Below are 21,543 nucleotides of genomic sequence, written 5' to 3' on the forward strand. Positions count from 1 at the left end.
TGTTGGAATTAAAAGGTTGGCAATGAATCGTTGGTTCCGGGGTCCGGAACACCCGGGGCGATCACGCCGCCCCGGGGTTCTCTTTACAGGTCTTGCCGCGTGGTTATTCCGCGTCGGCCAGGGCCTGCTCGCCGGCGGAGGCGCCGCAGGTACCGGATTTGACGTTGAAGTTGCCGCACTTCAGCGGGGCGCGCCAATCGGAAATCAGGTCACGGGAACCCGGCAGGAAGTCAGACCAGGCATCGCCGGCCACGGTGGAGGAGGTTTCCCACACCACGGAGAACTGGCCGTTGTCCTGGATCTCACCGATCAGCACTGGCTTGGTGATGTGGTGGTTGGGCATCATGGTGGCGTAGCCGCCGGTGAGGTTCGGCACGCTCACACCGATGATGGCGTCTTTCACTGCGTCCACGTCGGTGGTGCCGGCTTTCTCGACCGCTTCCACGTACATGTTGAAGCCGATGTAGTGGGCTTCCATCGGGTCGTTGGTGACGGCTTTCTCGTCGCCCTTGTACTCAATCCAGGCGTCGATGAAGTCGTAGTTGGCGTCGCTGTCCACGCTCATGAAGTAGTTCCAGGCCGCCAGGTGACCGACCAGAGGGCCGGTGTCGATGCCGGCCAGTTCCTGCTCGCCCACGGAGAAGGCCACCACAGGGATATCGGAGGAGGAAATGCCCTGGTTACCCAGCTCGCGGTAGAACGGTACGTTGGCGTCGCCGTTGATGGTGGAGACCACGGCAGTCTTCTTGCCGGCGCTGCCGAACTTCTTGATGTCGGATACGATGGACTGCCAGTCGGAGTGACCGAAAGGCGTGTAGTTGATCATGATGTCGCCTTCGGCCACACCCATGTCTTTCAGGTAGGTTTCCAGGATCTTGTTGGTGGTGCGCGGATACACGTAATCGGTGCCCGCCAGAACCCAGCGCTCAACGCCCAGTTCGTTCTTCAGGTAATCCACCGCCGGAATGGCCTGCTGGTTGGGGGCGGCGCCGGTATAGAACACATTCTCGGAAGACTCTTCGCCTTCATACTGTACCGGGTAGAACAACAGGCCGTTGAGCTCTTCCACCACCGGCAGAACCGACTTGCGGGAGACCGAGGTCCAGTTGCCGAAGATCACGTCTACTTTCTCTTTTTCCAGCAGCTCACGGGCTTTTTCTGCGAACAGCGGCCAGTTGGAGGCGGGGTCCACCACCACGGCTTCCAGCTGACGGCCGTTGATGCCGCCTTTTTCGTTCTGCTGTTCGATCAGCATTTCCATGGTGTCTTTCAGGGCGGTTTCACTGATCGCCATGGTGCCGGACAGGGAATGCAGGATACCGACCTTGATGGGATCTTCCGCCGCCAGGGCGTGGAAGGATACCGACAGCGCCAGTGCAGAGAGGCCCAGCTTCACGTGTTTTTTGATGCTCATGTTGTGAGTCCTTTTATCTTCGTTGGGTTTTGCCTGTTGGAGAGTGTCGTTACGTCGTAAACGCACTTCGCTCTTTCCCTATGTGCATCTGCTGTTCCACATTACCTGCATATTCAGTTAAAACAGCCAGTTATCTAGTATACAAGCCATCCACCCTATCTCTGACCATGGCCAACCCGCCCTCAAACCCCTGTTTTACGGTTCAGTTTTGGTGCGATCGCACCGCCTTTGGGCATTCCCTTTCGCACCGAGTTTGCGCACAAAAATATTAACCAGCTGTTTTATAAATACTTTCAAGAAAATTCGCCAAATGGCACGGGCATTGCCAATCAGGATGTATACAAGATGACAACCTGCACGAGGACAACCAATGCCTTCAACACGTGGATGGACACTTCAGGACTGGCGCGCCGCCTATGATCAGGGCCAGTCGCCGGAGACACTGCTGGGCGATTTGCTCGCCAGCCTGGATACTTCCGACAAAAAGGACGTTGCCTGGATCTCGCTGATCGATCAGGCCGGTTTAAAGAAAGCCCTGGCCGAGCTGGACCAGCGTCGGGAACAGGCCGGCGGCGATCGGGCAGCGCTGCCTTTATACGGTGTGCCATTCGCGGTGAAGGACAACATTGATGCCGTGGGCTTTGAGACCACCGCCGCCTGCCCCGCCTACGCCTATGCACCAGAGCAGGACGCCGCCACCGTCGCCCGCCTGAAAGCCGCTGGCGCGGTGCTGATTGGCAAAACCAACCTGGATCAGTTCGCCACCGGGCTGGTGGGTACCCGCTCGCCTTATGGTGCGGTGCCCAATACCTTCAAGCCGGAGGTCGTCAGTGGTGGTTCCAGTTCCGGCTCCGCGTCTGTGGTCGCCCGCGGGCTGGTGCCTTTTGCCCTGGGTACCGACACCGCCGGCTCCGGCCGGGTGCCGGCAGGGCTGAATAATCTGGTGGGGCTGAAACCCACCAAGGGCCTGTTCAGCATTGAAGGCGTGGTGCCGGCGTGCAGATCCCTGGATTGCGTGTCCATTTTTGCGCTGACGGTGGGCGATGCCGGTGCGCTGCAGGAGGTCATGGCCGGTTATCAGCCCAGCGATGCATTTTCCCGCAAGGCGCCGGCTAACCTGCCCAGCGATGGCCCCGCCATTCGCCGTGGCGGCCCCATCAAGCGCCTGGCGATTCCGGAGCATCCGCAGTGGTTTGGTGACCAGCAGGCGGAAGCGGCCTGGAACACCGCCGTCAGCAACTGGCGTCAGCAGGATGTGGAACTGGTGCCGATGGATTTTGCGCCCATGCTGGAGCTGGCCGCGCTGTTGTACGAAGGCCCCTGGGTGGCCGAACGCCATGCCGCGGTGGAAGCGTTTCTGGCGGATCACGGCGCTGAGATGAACCCGGTGGTCAAAGGCATTATTGAGAAAGCGGGCCACTTCAGCGCCACCGACACTTTCAAGGCCCAGTACCGCAAGGAAGAACTGGTGCGCGCCATTGATGAGCAGTTGCAGGCTATCGACGCTCTGCTGGTGCCCACCGCACCAACTGCGCCGACTATTGAGGCGATGAACGCGAACCCGGTGACGCTCAATAGCCAGCTCGGCACCTACACCAATTTCGTCAACCTGGCGGATTTCTGCGCCCTGGCGGTGCCGGCGGGTTTCCGGGATGACGGCCTGCCCTTTGGCGTTACCCTGATCAGCGGCGCCTGGAAAGATGCCGAGCTGCAGAAGCTGGCCTGCCAGTGGCTGAATGCACATCCCACACCGCTGGGCGCAACTGACCGGGCCCGTCCGCTGGAAGAACCGGCCGCAGCGGTCATTGCTGACGCCATCACTGTGGCCGTGGTGGGCGCCCACCTCACCGGCATGCCCCTGAACACCCAGCTCACCGAACGCAACGCGGTGCTGCTGGAACAGACCACCACCTCTGCCAACTACCGGCTCTACGCCCTGCCCAACACCACGCCCCCGAAACCCGGCCTCAAGCGCGTCGGCCCGGAGGACGGCTGCGAGATGATCGTGGAGGTGTGGCAAATGGCCAGCTCCGAGTTCGGCTCCTTTGTCGACCTGATCCCCGCCCCGTTGGGCATCGGCAATGTCGAGCTGGCCGATGGCCGCTGGGTCAACGGCTTTATCTGCGAAGGCTACGGCCTGGAAGGGGCCCGCGACGTGACCGAGTTCGGTGGCTGGCGCGCCTACATATCCGCCCTCAAATCCGCCAAGGCTTAAGGAGATCTGCCCCATGTTTAACAAAGTTCTGATCGCCAACCGTGGCGAAATCGCCGTGCGCACCATTCGTACCCTCAAGGCCATGGGCGTGGGCAGCGTCGCGGTCTACTCCCACCAGGACCGCCACAGCCTGCACGTCACCCTAGCGGACGAGGCCGTGGCCCTGAGCGGTAACGGCGCCAGCGAAACCTACCTCGACAAGGCGCAGATTCTGGCCGCCGCCAAAACAACAGGCGCGACCGCCATCATTCCCGGCTACGGCTTCCTGTCGGAGAATGCGGAATTCGCCGAAGCCTGCGAAGCCGAAGGCATTGCCTTCATCGGCCCCACCCCCACCCAGATGCGGGAATTCGGCCTGAAGCATCGGGCGCGGGAACTGGCGGAAGCCGCCGGTGTGCCCCTGGCCCCGGGCAGCGGTCTGCTGAACAGTCTGGACGAAGCTTTGAGTGTGGCGAACCAGCTGGGCTACCCGGTAATGCTGAAAAGCACGGCCGGCGGTGGCGGCATCGGCCTGACCCGCTGCAACAGCGAACACGAACTGCGGGAAGCCTTTGAAACCGTGCGCCGCCAGGGCCAGAGCTTCTTTAATGACAGCGGCGTGTTCCTGGAACGCTTCATCGCCCGCGCCCGCCATGTGGAAGTTCAGATGTTCGGTGACGGCGAAGGCAATGTCGTCGCCCTTGGCGAGCGGGACTGTTCCCTGCAGCGGCGCAACCAGAAAGTGGTGGAGGAAACCCCGGCCCCGAAACTGCCGGCGGCCACCCGCCAGAAGATGCTGGACGCCGCCGTCTCCCTCGGCCAGTCGGTGAACTACCGTTCCGCCGGCACCGTGGAATACATCTACGACGAAGAACGGGACGAATTCTACTTCCTGGAAGTAAATACTCGCTTACAGGTAGAGCACCCAGTGACCGAGTCTGTCACCGGCCTGGACCTGATCGAGTGGATGCTGAAGATCGCCGCCGGCGAAAGCCCGGACCTGGCCAGCTTCCAGCCGAATCTGAACGGCGCCTCCATGGAAGTGCGCATCTACGCCGAAGACCCGCTGAAGGATTTCCAGCCTTCCCCCGGCGAACTGACCGACGTGCACTGGCCGGAAGACGGCGTACGTGTGGACACCTGGGTGGAAAACGGCAGTGAGGTGTCCGCCCACTACGACCCGATGATCGCCAAGCTGATCGTGCACGGCAAAGACCGCGACGACGCCCTGGCAAAACTCAAAGCCGCCCTCGCCGAAACCCGGCTGATGGGCATTGCCACCAACCTGGATTACCTGCGCCAGGTGGTGGCCCAGCAGAGCTTTGCCGATGGTATTGTCTCTACCCGCGCGCTGGAAAGCTTCGAATTCAAACCCTCGGTAGCCGAGGTCGTGAAACCCGGTACCTACACCACCGTGCAGGACTACCCCGGCCGCGTCGGCTACTGGAACATCGGCGTGCCGCCCAGTGGTCCGATGGACGACTACGCCTTCCGCATTGCCAACCGCATCGTCGGCAACCACCACGAAGCAGCGGGACTGGAAGCCACACTGATCGGCCCCAGCCTGAAGTTCCACAAGGATTCCATGGTGGCGCTGACCGGTGCGCTGACCGAAGCCACGCTGGATGACAAGCCGGTGGAATTCTGGAAACCCATCACCGTGAAAGCCGGCCAGGTGCTGGCGGTGGGCAAAGCCATCAAAGGTTGCCGCACCTATCTGGCGGTGCGCGGCGGGTTCGATGTGCCGGTCTATCTGGGCAGCCGTTCCACCTTCGCCCTCGGCCAGTTCGGCGGCCACGGCGGCCGGCCTTTGCGCCCCGGTGACATGCTGGGTATCAGCCAGATCGACCTGCCCGCCTGCACCACCACCGCGCCAACCCACGACCCGGCCCCGGCGGACCCGGACCTGATCCCCGACTATCCGGACCACTGGGAAATCGGCGTGCTCTATGGCCCCCACGGCGCCCCGGATTTCTTCACCGAACAGTCCATCGAGAAATTCTTCGAGCAAGACTGGGAAGTGCACTACAACTCCAACCGCCTGGGTATCCGCCTCAACGGCCCGAAACCCGAATTCACCCGGGAAGACGGCGGCGAAGCCGGCCTGCACCCGTCCAACATTCACGATTGCGAATACGCCATCGGCTCCATCAACTTCACCGGCGACATGCCCGTGATCCTCACCAAGGACGGCCCCAGCCTCGGTGGCTTCGTGTGCCCGGTGACCATCGCCAAGGCCGAGCTGTGGAAAGTCGGCCAGGTGAAACCCGGCGACACCATCCGTTTTGTCGCCATCGACAACGACACCGCCGTAAAACTGTCCGAACGCCAGGAACTGGCCATCAACAGTTTAATGGCCCCGCCAGCGGTGGACCTGATCGCCCCGGACCTGGAGCCGCTGAACGACCTGTCCGCCACCATCCTGGCGTACCTGCCGGAAAAAGAAGGCCGCCCGGAAGTCACCTACCGCCAGGCCGGCGACCAGTACATCCTGCTGGAATACGGCCCCAACGTCATGGACCTGGGCGTGCGCATGCGCATCCACGCCCTGATGGAAGCCATCGCCGACGTGCAACCCTCCGGATTGCTGGAGTTGTCCCCGGGCGTGCGCTCCCTGCAGCTACGATACGACGCACGGATTCTCCCCCAGCAGGCCCTGATGGAATACCTGCTGGACCTGGAAGGCACCCTGCCGCCCACCGACGAACTCAAAGTCCGCAGCCGCGTCATCCACCTGCCCATGGCCTTCGAAGACAGCGCGACTCTCGAAGCGGTCGACAAATACCGCCAGTCCGTGAGAGACACCGCGCCCTGGCTGCCCAACAACGTCGACTTCATGCAGCGCATTAACGGCCTGCCTACCCGGGAGGAAGTCCGTGACGTGCTGTTCTCGGCCCGCTATCTGGTACTGGGTCTGGGCGATGTGTATCTGGGCGCACCTTGCGCGGTTCCGCTGGACCCAAGGCACCGATTGCTAACCTCCAAATACAACCCGGCCCGCACCTACACCGCCGAAGGCACCGTCGGCATCGGCGGCGTCTACATGTGCATCTACGGCATGGACTCCCCGGGCGGTTACCAGCTGGTAGGCCGCACCCTGCCGATCTGGAACAAATACCTGAAGAACCCCCAGTTCGCCGAAGGCGCCCCCTGGCTGCTAAGGTTCTTCGATCAGGTGTGCTACTACCCGGTCAACGAAGCCGAACTGGACGAAATGCGGGACCAGTTCCGCGCCGGCCAGTTGGAAGTAAAGATTGAAGAAGAAACGTTTGATCTCAAGTCCCATCAGGCGTTTCTGGATGCCAATGCTGACTCCATCGCTGACTTCCGCAAAATGCAGCAAGCGGCGTATGCGAAAGAAGTCGCCCTCTGGAAGGATAGCGAGGCTGAAGAGCTTGATAAGCTGGCGAAGGCACCGCCAAAGCCGGACGCATCCGATCTGGAGAAATTCGGAGAACTGGTCAGCGCGGAGATTGCCGGTAATATATGGAAATGTCTGGTTAAGCCGGGCGATACGGTAAGTGAGGGTGATCCATTAGTCATCGTAGAAGCAATGAAAATGGAGTTCGAAATAAACGCAACTCTGTCTGGTGAGATCAGCGCATTACATACGTCACCGGGCAAAGCCGTCACCCCAGGAGAACCTATACTAAGCATCAAAATCTAAGGGACTCCAGCACCAGAGTAAGTAGCGGTGGTGGGGGGAGTCTTTTTTAAAAACGTCGCCTGTCTGAGCAAAGCGAGTTTAAGCGACGTTTTTAAAAAAGACTCCCCCCATCGCCGCCGCCCCCAAAGCTCAGTAAGACAGTCATCAGAAGAGCACCGTCATGACCAGGAAACCCGCAGTGAAACGCAAAGAAAGCATGGCCGACCGGGTATACGAAGCCCTGAAGGATGACATCTTTGAGTTTCGATTGATCCCCGGAGACAAGTTCAGCGAAGGCGATGTCGGAACCAGACTGAGCGCAAGCCGAACGCCCGTGAGAGAGGCGCTCTATCGATTGCAGCGGGAAGGCTATGTCGAAGTCCTGTTCCGTAGTGGTTGGCAGGTCAAGCCGTTTGATTTTCAGCAGGTCGAAGAACTCTACGATCTGAGGATTACACTCGAACGAGCAGCCATGCACAAAATCTGTGCTCTGGATGAGCCTCCCCAGGCCTTGCGAACACTGACTGCTATCTGGAATCCGGATCATCCCTCAGAGCGAGCAGTAGGAAGCACTGTTCGGGCACTGGACGAAAGCTTCCACTGCGACCTGGTTGCTGCCGCCGGTAACCGAGAGATGACCCGTATTCATCGGGAAATTACCGACCGACTGCGGATTATCCGCCGGCTGGATTTCACCCGGGATGATCGGGTGGATGCCACTTATGAAGAACACTCGGAGATTTTAGCTGCCCTTCGAGCAGGTGATGCAACCGACGCAGCGGACAAACTCACCCGCCACATTCGCATCTCCCAAAAAGCTGTTCGGGAGATCACCATGGAGCGAATCCGGGAGGCGGCAGAAGCCCATCGGGGCGGACGGAAAATTGCTCCGGAGAGCGCGTAAATACTGAACTCCGGTTCATTTTCACCCTTGCTTCATCGGCTCACAGATCTGTAGGAGATATCGCACATCATCGGGAGCGAATCTCCGATTTGTACAACGTCCGCCCCCTGTAGAATGACAACTGTCAGGGATGACAAGCCAGCAGGGAAGTTGGTACAGGGACGATAACTCCACGGATCAGGGGTTGCCCAGGGAAACGGGCTGACAGGGACGACCACCACGGATGAAGCGCACAGGACGTGTGCAGCCTGAAGGATCAGGCGGGGGTCAGACACGGACCTGGGACCACATGGAATGTGGTCCTGTTCCGTGCACTTATTATACCTTCCAGTTTTTCCTCACCTGCGACAATCGTCCGCCTCGCGAACTTCCCGCTGACTGCGTTCTGGCACCTAACCATAACGATAGTATTCAGACTCAGGAGTTCGAATCCATGAAACGCACCCCGATGATTGCCACACTGGTTCTGCTGTTCAGCCTGCTCACAGGCTTTGCCCACGCCGAACCCGCCGCAATCAACATCAACACTGCCGATATCGAAACACTGGCCAACCTCAATGGTATTGGCCAAAGCAAGGCAGAAGCCATCGTCGCTTACCGCGAGGCCAACGGTCCTTTCCAGTCCGCTGAAGAGCTCGACAACGTCAAGGGCATTGGTACAGTTACTGTTGAGAAAAACGCCGACCGTCTGACGGTCGAATAAGCCTGCCGGGCAGTGGCATCCCACCGCTGCCCTGTTCCTGCCATCAGTGGCGTGCCCGGAACAGGTACTCGTCCGGCGTCATGTCGTTGCGCACAGCCTCACGAATGGAAGCTTCAATCTGAATGCTGTCCAGGTCATGTAAACCGCAATTGGCGAGCGCCTTCCGCACCACCACGCTCTGCCCGAGATACTCATAGAGCACCCTGGCGCAGCAGGGCATCCGCTCGCTGTTGTCGGACACCCCGATCTTGAGCCCGGTCAACCGGGTAATCCGGTTACGGAAACTGGGAAAGAGGATGGTCTGGGTGATTTCGTGACGGTTGAGGGTTTCGTAGTCCACCAGAAAAAGCCGGTCCGTCAGCAAATAGGCAATGCCCTGATAGCGATTGTGGCAGGGCGGCTCGTTGCGGCTGGCCCGCATGCGTTCGGTGCGCTGGAACACCACGCGGCGGCCCCGGCGCTCAAGGCACACCAGGTTCTGCAGCACTTTTCCCGGCGCCGACATGGACTGGTAGTACTCGTAGTAGTACCCCAGGTAGTTGTCGATGTCGCTGCGGGCATCGTGATCCAGCCGCTCCAGATGTTTCTGGATGGAGTCGGCTTCCCGGTCCGCATGCGCTTCGGGCCGGGGACGCACATCCACCACCCGCTGGAATTGTCCGTGCGGAAGCAGGATTTCCTGTTCCTCCACCCCGAAGAATTCGCAAAGACGACGCAAGGTATTCGCCGACGGTTTGTGCTGGCCGCTCAGGTAGCGGTTGAATTGCGGGCGATTGATACCAAGACGGCGGCAGACCTCGGCAATCGACTTGTAGTAGCTGCAGAGCAGCCGGAGATTCTGAGCCAGATCCTGGTGCATGGGGTATCGCCCGTTGTTTCGTCAAAAGGCCGGGGCGTCAGGTCGCGATAGCGCGATCTGACGCTTTAAGTGCAACACTTTGCGCCACATAAGCAACGATGGTCAAATTCTAGCAAGGGTGACAGGTTGTTTAAATGCGAACTTCACACAACAACAATCATCACCGGAGTTGCTTATGTTGGACATTCTGAACGATCTCCTGTGGGGCAAGGTCCTGATCGCCCTGCTGCTCACCGTCGGAATCGGGTTTACCGTCGCATCCCGTTTTGTACAGTTCCGCTATTTCGGGCGCATGTTCCGGATTCTGAGCGCCAGCCAGGCCTTCCAGAAGGACAAGCACGGCCACTTGAGTTCCTTCCAGGCCCTGCTGCTCTCGGTCGCCGGTCGCGTCGGCGGCGGCAATATTGCCGGGGTAGCGGTTGCCATTACGCTCGGCGGGCCTGGCGCCGTATTCTGGATGTGGATTGTCGGTCTGATGGGCATGGCAACCAGTTTCCTGGAATGCTCCCTGGCGCAAACCTACAAAGTGGCCGAACCCGACGGCACCTATTGCGGGGGCCCGGCCCATTACATTGCCCGCGGTCTTGGCGCCCGCTGGAAATGGATGGCTGGCGTTTACTCCGTTTTGTTGCTGCTGACCTTCGGCTTCGGCTTTACCGCCCTGCAGTCCTATGCCGTGGCGACGTCGGTTGACGATGCCTTTGGCGTGCCCGTGTTCTACAGCGGCATCGCGCTGGCGATGGTGGTTGGCCTTATCATTTTCGGCGGGGTTCGCCGTATCGCCCGCGTTGCCGAGTTCCTGGTTCCAATCATGGCAGGCAGCTATCTGCTGATCACCGCCATCGTGCTTGCAATGAACATCGGGCAGATTCCGGATGCCTTCATGCTCATCGTCAACAGCGCCTTCGGTCTCGAACCCGCAGTCGGTGGCGGCATTGGTGCGGCGATCATGATGGGCGTGAAACGGGGCCTGTTTTCCAACGAAGCGGGTCTGGGCAGCGCCCCCAACGTGGCAGCCGTTGCCTATGTGCCCCACCCTGCCAATCAGGGCGTGGTCCAGGCGTTTTCCGTGTTCATCGACACCCTGATCATCTGCTCGTCCACGGCGTTCATCATCCTGTTGAGCGGTGTCTATGATCCGGCGATGACCAGCGATGTCGGCGGCGTCGCCCTGACGCAATCCTCCCTGGCCGATCACGTCGGTGACTGGGGGCGCAGCTTTGTCAGCGTGGCCCTGATGCTCTTTGGCTTCAGCACCATCCTGTACAACTATTACCTCGGCGAGAACAGCATCAATTTCTTCAGTACCCAGAACCAGAACTTCTTCAATACTTTCCGCGTCGCCATCATCGGCCTGGTCTGCTGGGGTGCGACCACCGACCTGGGCACCGTCTTCGGCTTTGCCGATGTCACCATGGGTCTGCTGGCGCTGGTGAACCTGATTGCCCTGATCGCCCTGTTCAAACCTGGCCTGCGCATCCTCCGGGATTTCGACGACCAGATCGCCGCGGGTATCGAGCAACCGGTATTCGACGCAAAACGTTTTCAGGATATGAACGTTGACGCCGCAGCCTGGGAAATCGAGCCCGAGGACGTAGCACGCGTTCAGTCTCGCACCAACCACCTCAAGGAAAAATCCCACGCATGAACACTCGGGTAGAACACGATCTCCTCGGGGATCTCGCCGTACCGGCTGACGCCTGGTACGGCATCCAGACCCAACGGGCCCTGGACAACTTCTCGATCACCGGCGTTCCCATCAGCCACTTCCCGGACTTTGTCCGGGCGCTGGTGATGGTGAAAAAAGCCGCCGCACTGGCCAACCGGGACCTGGGAGCCCTTGCGCCACATAAAGCGGAGGCGATTATCGCGGCATGTGACGACATTATCGCCGGCAAGCTGCACGACCAGTTCGTGGTGGACCTGATTCAGGGCGGCGCTGGCACCTCCACCAACATGAACGCCAACGAGGTGATCGCCAATCTCGCGCTGGAAAAGCTTGGTCACGGCAAGGGCGAGTATCATCGCCTGCACCCGAACGATGACGTTAACCGCTCGCAGTCCACCAACGACGCCTACCCGACGGCGGTTTGCCTGGCCGTGCAGTTTGCGGCGGAACCTTTGGAGAAAGCCATCATCCAGCTCAAGGAGAGTCTGGAACGCAAAGGTCGGGAATTCGCGGATGTGGTCAAAATGGGACGCACCCAGCTTCAGGACGCGGTACCCATGACTCTCGGCCAGGAATTCGAGGCGTTCGCCGTGAACCTTGGCGAGGATATCGACCGCCTGCACGAGGCCAGCCACCTGCTCTGCGAAGTGAACCTGGGTGGCACTGCGATTGGCACCGGGATCAACACCCACCCCCGTTACCAGGCCCTGGCGGTCGGTTATCTGGCCGAGATTTCCGGAAAGCCGATTGTGTCGGCCAGCAACCTGGTGGAAGCCTCCTCAGACATGGGCGCGTTTGTGCTGTTTTCCGGCATCCTGAAACGTTTTGCAGTGAAGCTGGGCAAGATGTGTAACGACCTGCGCCTGCTGTCGTCCGGCCCCCGTACGGGATTGGGGGAAATCCTGCTGCCGCCCATGCAGCCAGGCTCGTCCATCATGCCGGGCAAAGTCAACCCGGTGATCCCCGAAGCGGTGAACCAGACCGCCTATCAGGTCATCGCCAGCGACCTGGCTGTTACCCTCGCCGCCGAGGCCGGGCAGCTCCAGCTCAATGCCATGGAACCGCTGATCGTTTACAATCTGCTCAACTCCATGAAAATGCTGGGGGCCTCCTGCACTATGCTCGACGAACGGTGTATTCGGGGAATCCGTGCCAACGCGGAGCAATGCGCCCGGCACCTGGATAACAGCATCGGCATTATCACGGCACTGGTGCCCAGGCTCGGATACGGCAACGCCACCCGGATCGCAGCCCGGGCGTTGAACTCCGGCTCCACGGTACGCGAACTGGTGCTGGAGGAAAGCCTGCTGGACGCTGACGAGCTGGACCGCCTGCTCAGCCCGCGAGCCATGCTGGCGCCTCTGGGGGACGAACCGTGAGCCGTCGGGTACTGGTGCTGTACACCGGCGGAACCGTGGGCATGGTCGCCTCTGGCGGAACCTATGTGCCGGGCGCCGACTTTGGTCCGCGCCTGGCCCGCCACCTCACGGAGAGGCGGGATGGACTGCCACAATTTGATGTGATCGAGCTGGATCAACTCATCGACAGTGCCAACCTGACGCCGGCGAACTGGGCAACGATGGCCCGGATGCTCATCGACAACTGGGACCGCTATGATGGTTTTGTGGTGCTCCATGGCACGGATACCATGGCCTATACTGCGGCGGCACTGTCCTACATGTTGCAGGGCTGCAACAAGCCGGTGATCCTCACCGGGTCGCAGATTCCGCTACAGCGCTCGCGCACCGATGCCCTCGACAACGTGATCACCTCGCTGGCTCTGGCCGCCACGCCGGAGATTCAGGAAGTCTGCCTGTACTTCAGCGGCAAGCTGCTCCGCGGCACTCGGGCCCGGAAGCTCAAAACCAGCGATCTGGATGCCTTCGACTCCCCCAACGCCCCCGCGCTGGGTCGATGCGGCATCACCCTGGACCTGCGCCATGACTTGCTGCTGCCGTCGGGGCAGCCGGATTTTCAGGTGCCCACGTTTAACCCGGAATCGGTGGCCGTACTCACGCTGTATCCGGGTATACCGGCCGCCCTGGTGGAGGCCGCGCTGGCGCTGCCCGGGCTGAAAGGGCTGATCATCCACACCTACGGGGCCGGCAATGCACCCGATGCCGACGAGGCTCTGGTGGAGGCGCTGGCCCGGGGCATTAAACGCGGCATAGCGGTGCTGAACATCAGCCAGTGCATTCGCGGCCGGGTGGCGCAGAAGGCCTATGCCTCCGGCGCTGCGCTGGAGCGAATCGGCGTCATTGCCGGCGGCGACCTGACTCCGGAAGCAGCCTTCGCCAAGCTGCATTTCCTGCTCGCCACCGGACACTCTGGCGCATCTCTGAGTAGGGCACTGCAAACGCCGCTGCGCGGAGACGCGAGCGAACCGCTGGCATGCCGGCCGACGCCCTGTTAACCTCCGGGCCATCGAAGGCCGCGGACATCAGGCAACCCCAGACGCACGATGCCCCGGTCCCAAGGCACCCATCGCACTGGTTATTGCATGATTCAAGGCGCACTGTTGATCGCCCTGGCCGCCCTGCTGTGGGCGACCACGGGCATTGTGGCGAAATTCCTGTTCACTGGAAGCGAGCTTCAGGCGGTCACCCTGGGTTTCCTCCGCCTGGCGGTGGCCCTGCCCTTCTTCTTCCTGCTGATGGTTCGGGAACTGCGCGCCCTCGCCCGTCGATCCACACCCTTTCCGAAACTGACCCGCAAGGCGCTGTTGCCGCTGATCGCCCTGGGTTTCTTCCAGGCTTTGTATCAGGGCAGTTACCTGCTGGCAGTGGATATGACCGGCGCGGGCATCGCCACACTGATCGCCCTGTGCCTGGCGCCGGTACTGGTGGCTATCATGGCGGCGCCGCTGCTTGGCGAAAAACCTGGCCTGGTCACCATCCTGGCACTGGCGGCCGCCATCGCCGGTACCGCCATGCTGGTCATCAGCGACATGGACAGCGCCGGCAGGCTGAGGCTGGGCGGCATTTTGGTGGCGGTTCTTGCGGCCATGGTCTATGCCGGGTTCACGCTGACCAGCCGCCATACCTCAACGGGCACCCCAGTGTTCACCACGGCCTTTATCTGCTTCCTGACAGCAGCACTGATCCTGTTGCCCGTGGTGGCGGCCAGCGGCGGTTTCGCAGGGCTACAAAGCCTGGGGGTCGCGCAGTGGTTGATGGTGGCCTACATCGGCATCGTGCCGACCTGCCTGGGGTATGTGTGCTTCTTCAGCGGAATGAAGACAACACCGGCCACGCTTTCCAGCATCATCGTTACCCTGGAGCCTCTGTTCGTGGTGCTGCTGGCGTGGGTTTTCCTCGGGGAACAACTCGGGGTGATCGGCATCGCGGGGGCGCTGATTCTGACAGCGGCAGTGATCGTCGCGTCCCAGAGCAGCGCCAGGAAACACCCCGACGCAGCCTGATACGGACCGTTAGCGAATCTTCGTCGCCAACTCGTCTTACTCCTTAGCCTCCCGGCGCTGCTTTTCGAGCATGTTGGGCTGCAGGATCTCGATCCAGTAGCCGTCCGGGTCCTTGATAAAGGCCAGCCCTTTCATCTTGCCGTCGTCGGGCTTTTTCACAAACTCCACACCCAGCTGTTCAAAGCGATCACAAGCAGCGTAGACGTCCGGCACCGCGATACCAATATGGCCAAAGCCCTGGGGCTCGTCGTTGCCGTTGTGGTAGGCAAAACCTTCATCATCTTCGGTACCCCAGTTGTGGGTCAGCTCGAGCATGGCTTCGCGGCCGAAGGTGAAGGTGGTTCTGTGAGCATCGTCGGTGGGTACGGTGTTGGCCTGGCGGTCATCCAGGTAGCCCAGGAAATACAGGGTGAATTTCATCTCCGGGAAATCGAGTTTCCGGACCAGGCGCATGCCCATGACGCGAGTGTAAAAGTCCATGGAGCGCTGGGGGTCTTTGATGCGCATCATGGTCTGGTTGAAGACGTAGCCTTCGGTTTCCGGGACCGGTTCTTCGTGCAGGCCTGGGGCTTGTTCGAAGTGTTTGGGCATGGTTGTTTCCCTTTTGATTGGCAGGATTCAAACTATATACCTGTGTGCGTTTCCGTTGTATTTCAAGGGGGCCGGCTTTGGTGCATGGGTCGGGGTGCGGGGTACTTTATTCGGCCAACGCTTAATCTTTTACTTTTCGAGCCTTCTACCGTGGTTTGTGGGCAGGGGGTGGGTATCTTTTTTCAAAACGTCGCCTGTCTGAGCGCAGCGAGTTTAAGCGACGTTTTTCAAAAAGATACCCACCCCCTGCCCTATCCCCCAAAGCCAAAAAAAGCCAAACTCCCCACCGACAAGCCTGTGGTAAACTCCCGAACACAAACTTCAGGAAGTGGTTTACTACCCTTATGGATTTCCAGGTTCCCAATACCCTTGCCGAGCAAATAGCCAATTATCTCGCCGAACGTATCATGACCGGCCAAATCCGGCCCGGTGAGCGGATTCATGAAGCCACCACCGCGACGGAACTGAACGTCAGCCGGGCCTCGGTCAAGGAAGCGCTGTATACCCTGGAGCGCTGGCATCTGGTTGATATCACACCGCGCAAGGGGGCGTCGGCGACGCGTCTGGATGCAGAGCATGCGTCGGAGTTGTATGACGTCTACATGCACCTGTTATTAATGCTGGCAGCCAAGGTGTGTGAACGATGGCGGGAAGAAGACAAGCCACGGATGCTGGAGGTCGTCGGGAAGGTCATTGAGCAGATGAAAAAGCCATCGGTCGATATTACGTCGGTGGTGGAAGCCAGCTTTGAGGTGATGGAAGTCTGCTGCGAGGTGGCTGGGAACCCCTACCTCACTGAAGCGCTCTCGAACTTCAAGCCGGCGGTGAGTCGTGCCTACTACTTGAGCGCAGAACGCTACCGTCAGGGGTTGGCGCAGACCAGCGAGTTCTTTACACAACTGCCACAGGCGGTGCTGGCGCGGGACGCCGACAAGGCGCAGGCGCTGATCCGGGAGTTTGCCGAACACCAGAAAGCCCTGATCCAGCAGGCACTGGCCTCCTGAGCCAGCAATCGAGCAGGCGCCCGATGACCGATGCAACCGATATCAGCTACTCGAAACGCTCTTCCTGGCGAAGGCTGACCGCCTTCAGCCTGACGTTTATCGTACTGACGGCTATCGGCCTGTATGTCGTCTACGATGTGTTTGCCGAACGCAGCTTCAGTTTCGATTCCGACCTGTTGTCCCCGCAGATGCTGGGCGCTGTTGCCGGCCTGCTGTTCATCTATTTTCTGTCCGACGGCTTGCGGTTGTACTTTACCCTGAAGGCACTTGGACATCAGATGCCCCTGGGCACAATGTTCCGCCTGGTGTTCCTCAACCTGTTCTTTTCCAATGTCACGCCCATGGCCACCGGGGGCGGCTTCGCACAGATCTGGTACCTGCATCATCATGGCGTACCCGTCGGGCGGGCAACCGCTGCCACCACCATCCGCACCGTTCTGGCGGTGTTTTTTATATTCTCCCTGACACCGGTTTTCCTGGTTACTCTGGATGCCCTGGATGGCAACACCCTTGCCGGCGATGTGGGTATGGCGCTCGCGGTTTTTGTGATCATCTACCTGAGCTTTTTCACCGTTCTGCTGACTCGTACCCATTGGCTGATCCGGCCACTCAGTCATTTGCTGACAAGACTCCATCACTTCCATCTTCTCAGCGACGCCCGGCACCGGCGCTGGCAATTCAAGGCCCGCCGGGAAATGCTGAGGTTCTCACACAGTTTCCGTGACTACCTCGGCGGCCGCCCGCTGTTTATTGGTCTGTCGATTCTGTTCACCGCGATCTTCCTCCTCAGCCTGTTCAGCTTCCCTGCCCTGTTGATCCACGGGCTCGGCTACGACGTGGACTACCTGATCTCCCTGGGGCTGCTGGTGGTGACCACATTCATCATGTATTTCGCGCCAACTCCGGGAGCATCCGGCATTTCCGAGGGTGTCTTTGGCACCTTCTTCCGGGATATCCTGTCAGGCAATCACCTGATTCTGGTGATCGTGAGCTGGCGCCTGCTGACCATCTATCTGGGGATGCTTATAGGCCTGCTGGTTCTCCAAAGGGAGCTTGTCAGAAACCGCAGGACATCCGGATGATTTTCCGAAACCCGCTGAAATGGCTGTTTTACCTTTGCCTGGGGATCGTACTCCTGCTGGTTGGGTATAAAGTCTACCTGAACCTGTTTCTGAAAGATTTTGACGGCATACATACCGAACAGGTGGAACGGATTCAGCGGACAGTCGGGGAGGACCGCCCCTTCAGCTTCGCTGTGGTTGGCAACATCAACAATTCCGTGGGCATCTTCGAGGACCGGATCATTCCGGAGCTCAATCGCTCGGGCATTGATTTCCTGGTGTCTGCCGGCAACGCCGTCAGCGGCGGCGGCGAGGACAAGTATCGGGCGCTGTACGGGTCCCTGAGCCATCTTACGATCCCCTACCTGCTCACCTTTGGCGCTCATGAGTACGAAGAGTTTGGCAGTTTCCGGTTCTACGATCACTTTGGCCCACACTTCTACAGCCTTCAGGCGGGCAACAGCCGGCTGATTTTCCTGGACAGCACCGGGAAAACCTCCTGGCAATGGCAGATCCGGTGGCTTAACGACCTGCTGAGTCGGGACACTTCCGCCGCAAGGATCCTGTTTATCGGCCACCCACCTGTAGAGCCGGAAGCCGATGCGCCATTTGATCAACAGGACGACTACCTGGCCCCGGATGCCTTTCGGGACGCGCTGTTGCAAGCCATTGAACAACACAGTATTGACCTGGTGTTCTCCGCCAACCTGTCCCTGTATTCGGATCGTCAGGTGGGCGATACCCGGTTCATTACCACCGGAGGCGCCGGGGGACTCATTCTCAACAACGACACCAGTTTTTACCATTTCGTGCGGGTAGGCGTGAGTCCGTCCGGCGAGATCAGCCACTCCCTCCAGAGACTGGAGGTGGGGCAGCACCCCATTTTCAAGCGCCTGGAAAGCCTCTGGTTTTTTATCTACTCACTGCTTTATACCGGCTACGTCAACTTTATTCTGATCGTCACGGTATTTTTGGCCATCGCCATCAAGCTCTACATCGCCATTTTTGTCGGCAAGGATTACTACCCGGACTACGATCTGGACCCGACGCCCTGGCGGGAAAGGCCCCTGAGAGTGGCCATGTTCACCAACAACTACCTGCCGTTTATTGGCGGCGTTCCGCTCTCGATCGAGCGGCTGCGGCGGGGCCTGGAGCACCTGGGCGACAGGTTGCTGGTGGTGGCCCCCAGTTACAAGGGGCAACCCGATACGGAAGAACAGGTACTGCGTGTGCCGTCATTACTCGCCATGGGGCAGAAACGGGAATTCCGGCTGGCGAATATTTTCCTGGCCCGCATCCGCAAGCGCGTCCGGGCCTTCAAACCTGACATTATCCACCTGCACCATCCTTTCTGGCTGGGATCCCTGGGACTCTTCATGGCGCGGCGGCTTAGAGTGCCCGCTGTCTACACCTACCATACGCGCCTGGAGCACTACGCCCATTTCGTGCCCCTACCCGGCATGCTGTTTCGTAACCTGATCTCCCACGCACTGATCAAGCATTTTGCCAACAAGTGCGATGGGGTCATCGTGCCGACCTACTCCACGGAAGAGTACCTGCGGATGATCGGGGTGAAGGCACCGGTCTTTGTGCAGCCAACCGGCATCGAGTATCAGCGCTTCCAGCAGGTTAACCCGGACGACATTGACCAGCTGCGCCAGTCGCTGGACCTGAAGGACGAAAAGGTATTGGTCAGCGTGTCCAGGCTCTCCAACGAGAAAAACATCGACTTCATGATCGAGGCGATAGATTCATTACGGCAGCAGACGGACGTGCCTTTCCGCTTCCTGATGATTGGGGACGGCCACCAGCGCGACCGTTTGCAGGCGAAGATCCGCGATCTCGGCCTGGAACAGCACGCCACTCTGGTGGGCCCCGTTCCACCGGAGGATATGGCAACCTGGTACCGGCTCGGGGACGCGTTTCTGTTTGCCTCCAAATCCGAGACCCAGGGCATGGTGATCCTGGAAGCCATGGCGGCCGGCCTGCCGGTGGTCGCGGTGCGCTCCAGTGGCATTGAAGACGTGGTCCGCGATGGGTTAAATGGCTTCAAGACCCCGGAGCGACAGGACCAGTGGTGTGCACAGGTGAAGCGCCTGCTGGAGGACGATGAGCTGAGACAGGAAATGTCGGAACGGGCACTCGCCTTTGCCAGTGACTTTTCAGTGGAACAGTTTGCCCGGGATGTCCACGACATCTACGCAACCACTCTGGCGCTGACGGAGAAGAAGCGACGCCGTTCATCGGTTACCTCCGGTGGTGCGTAGAAATACGTTTCCATGGAGCCCGCTGATCGATTTACACTGCAATCACGTATTTCCTGTGACCATTCACCACCGGAGGCATCACGTGAGCGGCATACCTGTTGGGATCAGCACCTGTCTGCTGGGCAAGGAAGTTCGCCACGATGGCGGACATAAGCATTCCCGTTACTGCACTCAGGTGCTCTCGAAGCATTTTGAGTTCCGTTCCATCTGCCCGGAACTGGAAGCCGGCCTGGGCGTACCACGCCCGGCCATTCACCTGCGGGAATATCCGGAGGGGTTACGACTGATTGAAACCAAAGGCACGGCGGACCACACCGATGCCATGCAGTCCTTCATTGACGAGGTAATCCCCTCGCTGGCCAACCTTCGTGGTTACATCCTGATGGCGAAATCCCCAAGCTGTGGCATGGAGCGCATCAAGGTCCATAACGAGGAAGGCCGGGTGGTGCATCGTGACGGGCGCGGTATGTTTGCCGAGGCGCTGATCAACGCTTATCCGCTGATGCCCGTCGAGGAAGAAGGCCGGCTGAACGATGATATGCTGCGGGAAAACTTCATTGAGCGGGTTTTCGCCTACGACGACTGGATGCAGAATGTGGCGGGCGACAAGCTCTCACCCCAGGCGCTGATCGAATTCCATACCCGCCACAAGTTCCAGTTGCTGGCCCATTCGGAACGCATCTACCGCCAGCTTGGCCCGATGCTGGGCGACCTGAAGTCCGAACCGCTGCCCCAGCTGGCCGATCGCTATATCCACCTGTTCATGGAGGCCATGAGCCAGAAAGTCAGCCGCGGTTCCCATGTGAACGCCATGCAGCATCTGATGGGCTACCTGAGGGATTCTATGGCGGATGAGGACCGCAAGGTGCTGATGGAGCAGATAGAAGCTTATCACCGTGGGGAAATCCCCCTGGTAGTGCCGATGACACTGCTGCGCATGGCACAACGACGGGAACCGGTGGATTACCTCCACACCCAGCAATATCTCACGCCTTATCCCGATGAGCTGGGCTTACGCAACAAGGTATAGCCGCCAACAAAAAAACGGGCCCCGCGAGGCCCGTTTTTTAATTCCCGGCTTTCAGAAACCGTACAGCAGAGACAGGGACGTCTCAGTATCGGTTTTATCCGAATCGGGGGGCGCATCGGAGACGTGCTTGACCCGGTAAGCCACTTTCAGGGACAGATTGCCCACGACACTGGCCTGCAACGACGTCTCCGATTCGGTGATGACGTTGTTCTCGTCCAGACCGATTTCAGAGCTCAGCTTCTGGCGAAACAGGGAGGTCTCGGACAGGGCGTAGTCAAACTGCGCCGCCAGACGGGCAATCGCCTCTTCCTCATCCCGGTTGCCGTCTTCGTCCGGCTCCTCCAGCTTGTTGAATCGATAACCAGCACCCACCGACAGGTCAAGGAACGACTCATCGCCCCAACGCAGGATGCGATTACCGTAACCGGTGGTCGCGGACGACTGGAAGTCATAACCGGAGAACCGATCGTCCTCGTAACCACCACGCAGGAACCAGTACTGGTTCTCATCAAACTTGTAGTTGGTTTCCAGGTCCGCCCGGTAGCGTTCGGCGGTGGTTTCGTCTTCAGCCTCGGAATAGGCTGAACGGAAGTCACCGATGTTGCGCCAATCGATAACCTCGTGCACCAGGCCCAGGCGACCATTGGTGTTGGTTTCCTCGGTATTGCCCGTGGTTTTGAGGACACCCAGTTCCGCCTCACCTTTCCAGTCTTTCGACTCGGCTATCGCCAGGGGCGACATCAGAATCGCGGTGATGGCCGTTACCTGTTTCAGTCCCAT

General features: G+C 59.7%; 16 protein-coding genes. 12 read left to right on the plus strand and 4 right to left on the minus strand.

Features of this window, described 5'->3' with window-relative positions; all coding sequences use genetic code 11:
- Positions 1-103 precede the first annotated feature (103 nt).
- Entirely contained in the window at positions 104-1,414 is a 1,311-nt protein-coding gene (gene urtA / locus EHN06_RS15960) for an urea ABC transporter substrate-binding protein (RefSeq protein ID WP_127333515.1), read from the minus strand.
- A gap of 370 nt (positions 1,415-1,784) precedes the next feature.
- On the opposite strand from urtA, the gene atzF reads away from it, so the two are divergent.
- The 4 genes from atzF (at position 1,785) to EHN06_RS15980 (ending at position 8,861) form a co-directional block, all read left to right on the plus strand.
- Complete coding sequence (gene atzF / locus EHN06_RS15965) at positions 1,785-3,629, plus strand: allophanate hydrolase (RefSeq protein ID WP_127333516.1); 1,845 nt, start codon at positions 1,785-1,787, stop codon at positions 3,627-3,629.
- Between the two features lie 13 nt (positions 3,630-3,642).
- Positions 3,643-7,275 carry an urea carboxylase gene (gene uca, locus EHN06_RS15970; RefSeq protein ID WP_127333517.1) on the plus strand — a complete coding sequence of 1,211 codons (3,633 nt, stop codon included), beginning with the start codon at positions 3,643-3,645 and terminating at the stop codon, positions 7,273-7,275.
- A gap of 160 nt (positions 7,276-7,435) precedes the next feature.
- On the plus strand, positions 7,436-8,158 hold the full coding sequence (locus tag EHN06_RS15975; protein WP_127333518.1) for a GntR family transcriptional regulator: 723 nt from the start codon (positions 7,436-7,438) through the stop codon (positions 8,156-8,158).
- 433 nt (positions 8,159-8,591) lie between these two features.
- On the plus strand, positions 8,592-8,861 hold the full coding sequence (locus tag EHN06_RS15980) for a ComEA family DNA-binding protein (protein WP_127333519.1): 270 nt from the start codon (positions 8,592-8,594) through the stop codon (positions 8,859-8,861).
- A gap of 43 nt (positions 8,862-8,904) precedes the next feature.
- On the opposite strand, the gene EHN06_RS15985 is transcribed toward EHN06_RS15980, so the two are convergent.
- Positions 8,905-9,720: a helix-turn-helix domain-containing protein gene (locus EHN06_RS15985; protein ID WP_127333520.1), complete on the minus strand. Its 816-nt coding sequence runs from the start codon at positions 9,718-9,720 to the stop codon at positions 8,905-8,907.
- 175 nt (positions 9,721-9,895) lie between these two features.
- Between EHN06_RS15985 and EHN06_RS15990 the strand changes: the two genes are divergently transcribed.
- The 4 genes from EHN06_RS15990 (at position 9,896) to EHN06_RS16005 (ending at position 14,810) form a co-directional block, all read left to right on the plus strand.
- The gene (locus EHN06_RS15990; protein ID WP_127333521.1) at positions 9,896-11,368 is read left to right on the plus strand and encodes an alanine/glycine:cation symporter family protein; all 1,473 of its coding nucleotides are present in this window, start codon (positions 9,896-9,898) and stop codon (positions 11,366-11,368) included.
- Positions 11,365-12,768: an aspartate ammonia-lyase gene (locus EHN06_RS15995; protein ID WP_127333522.1), complete on the plus strand. Its 1,404-nt coding sequence runs from the start codon at positions 11,365-11,367 to the stop codon at positions 12,766-12,768. The genes EHN06_RS15990 and EHN06_RS15995 overlap by 4 nt, the downstream gene beginning before the upstream one ends.
- Positions 12,765-13,802 (plus strand): type I asparaginase, encoded by a 1,038-nt coding sequence (locus EHN06_RS16000; RefSeq protein WP_127333523.1) that lies wholly within the window; start codon positions 12,765-12,767, stop codon positions 13,800-13,802. Before EHN06_RS15995 ends, EHN06_RS16000 begins: the two co-directional genes overlap by 4 nt.
- An 87-nt stretch (positions 13,803-13,889) precedes the next feature.
- Positions 13,890-14,810, plus strand: coding sequence for a DMT family transporter (locus EHN06_RS16005; RefSeq protein WP_127333524.1), 921 nt, complete (start codon positions 13,890-13,892; stop codon positions 14,808-14,810).
- Positions 14,811-14,846: 36 nt separating this feature from the next.
- Here the strand turns inward: EHN06_RS16005 and gloA are convergent, their stop codons facing one another.
- Positions 14,847-15,401 (minus strand): lactoylglutathione lyase, encoded by a 555-nt coding sequence (gene gloA / locus EHN06_RS16010; RefSeq protein ID WP_127333525.1) that lies wholly within the window; start codon positions 15,399-15,401, stop codon positions 14,847-14,849.
- Between the two features lie 344 nt (positions 15,402-15,745).
- Here gloA and EHN06_RS16015 point away from each other — a divergent pair, with 344 nt between their 5' ends.
- The 4 genes from EHN06_RS16015 to EHN06_RS16030 all read left to right on the plus strand — a co-directional run bounded on the left by EHN06_RS16015 (position 15,746) and on the right by EHN06_RS16030 (position 20,763).
- Entirely contained in the window at positions 15,746-16,405 is a 660-nt protein-coding gene (locus EHN06_RS16015) for a GntR family transcriptional regulator (protein WP_127333526.1), read from the plus strand.
- Positions 16,406-16,428: 23 nt separating this feature from the next.
- On the plus strand, positions 16,429-17,487 hold the full coding sequence (locus EHN06_RS16020) for a lysylphosphatidylglycerol synthase transmembrane domain-containing protein (RefSeq protein ID WP_127333527.1): 1,059 nt from the start codon (positions 16,429-16,431) through the stop codon (positions 17,485-17,487).
- On the plus strand, positions 17,484-19,733 hold the full coding sequence (locus tag EHN06_RS16025) for a glycosyltransferase (RefSeq protein ID WP_127333528.1): 2,250 nt from the start codon (positions 17,484-17,486) through the stop codon (positions 19,731-19,733). Before EHN06_RS16020 ends, EHN06_RS16025 begins: the two co-directional genes overlap by 4 nt.
- Before the next feature lie 82 nt (positions 19,734-19,815).
- Positions 19,816-20,763: a YbgA family protein gene (locus EHN06_RS16030; RefSeq protein WP_127333529.1), complete on the plus strand. Its 948-nt coding sequence runs from the start codon at positions 19,816-19,818 to the stop codon at positions 20,761-20,763.
- A gap of 51 nt (positions 20,764-20,814) precedes the next feature.
- Here the strand turns inward: EHN06_RS16030 and EHN06_RS16035 are convergent, their stop codons facing one another.
- Complete coding sequence (locus EHN06_RS16035) at positions 20,815-21,543, minus strand: DUF481 domain-containing protein (protein ID WP_127333530.1); 729 nt, start codon at positions 21,541-21,543, stop codon at positions 20,815-20,817.

This window comes from Marinobacter sp. NP-4(2019) (assembly GCF_003994855.1).
Lineage (GTDB): Bacteria > Pseudomonadota > Gammaproteobacteria > Pseudomonadales > Oleiphilaceae > Marinobacter.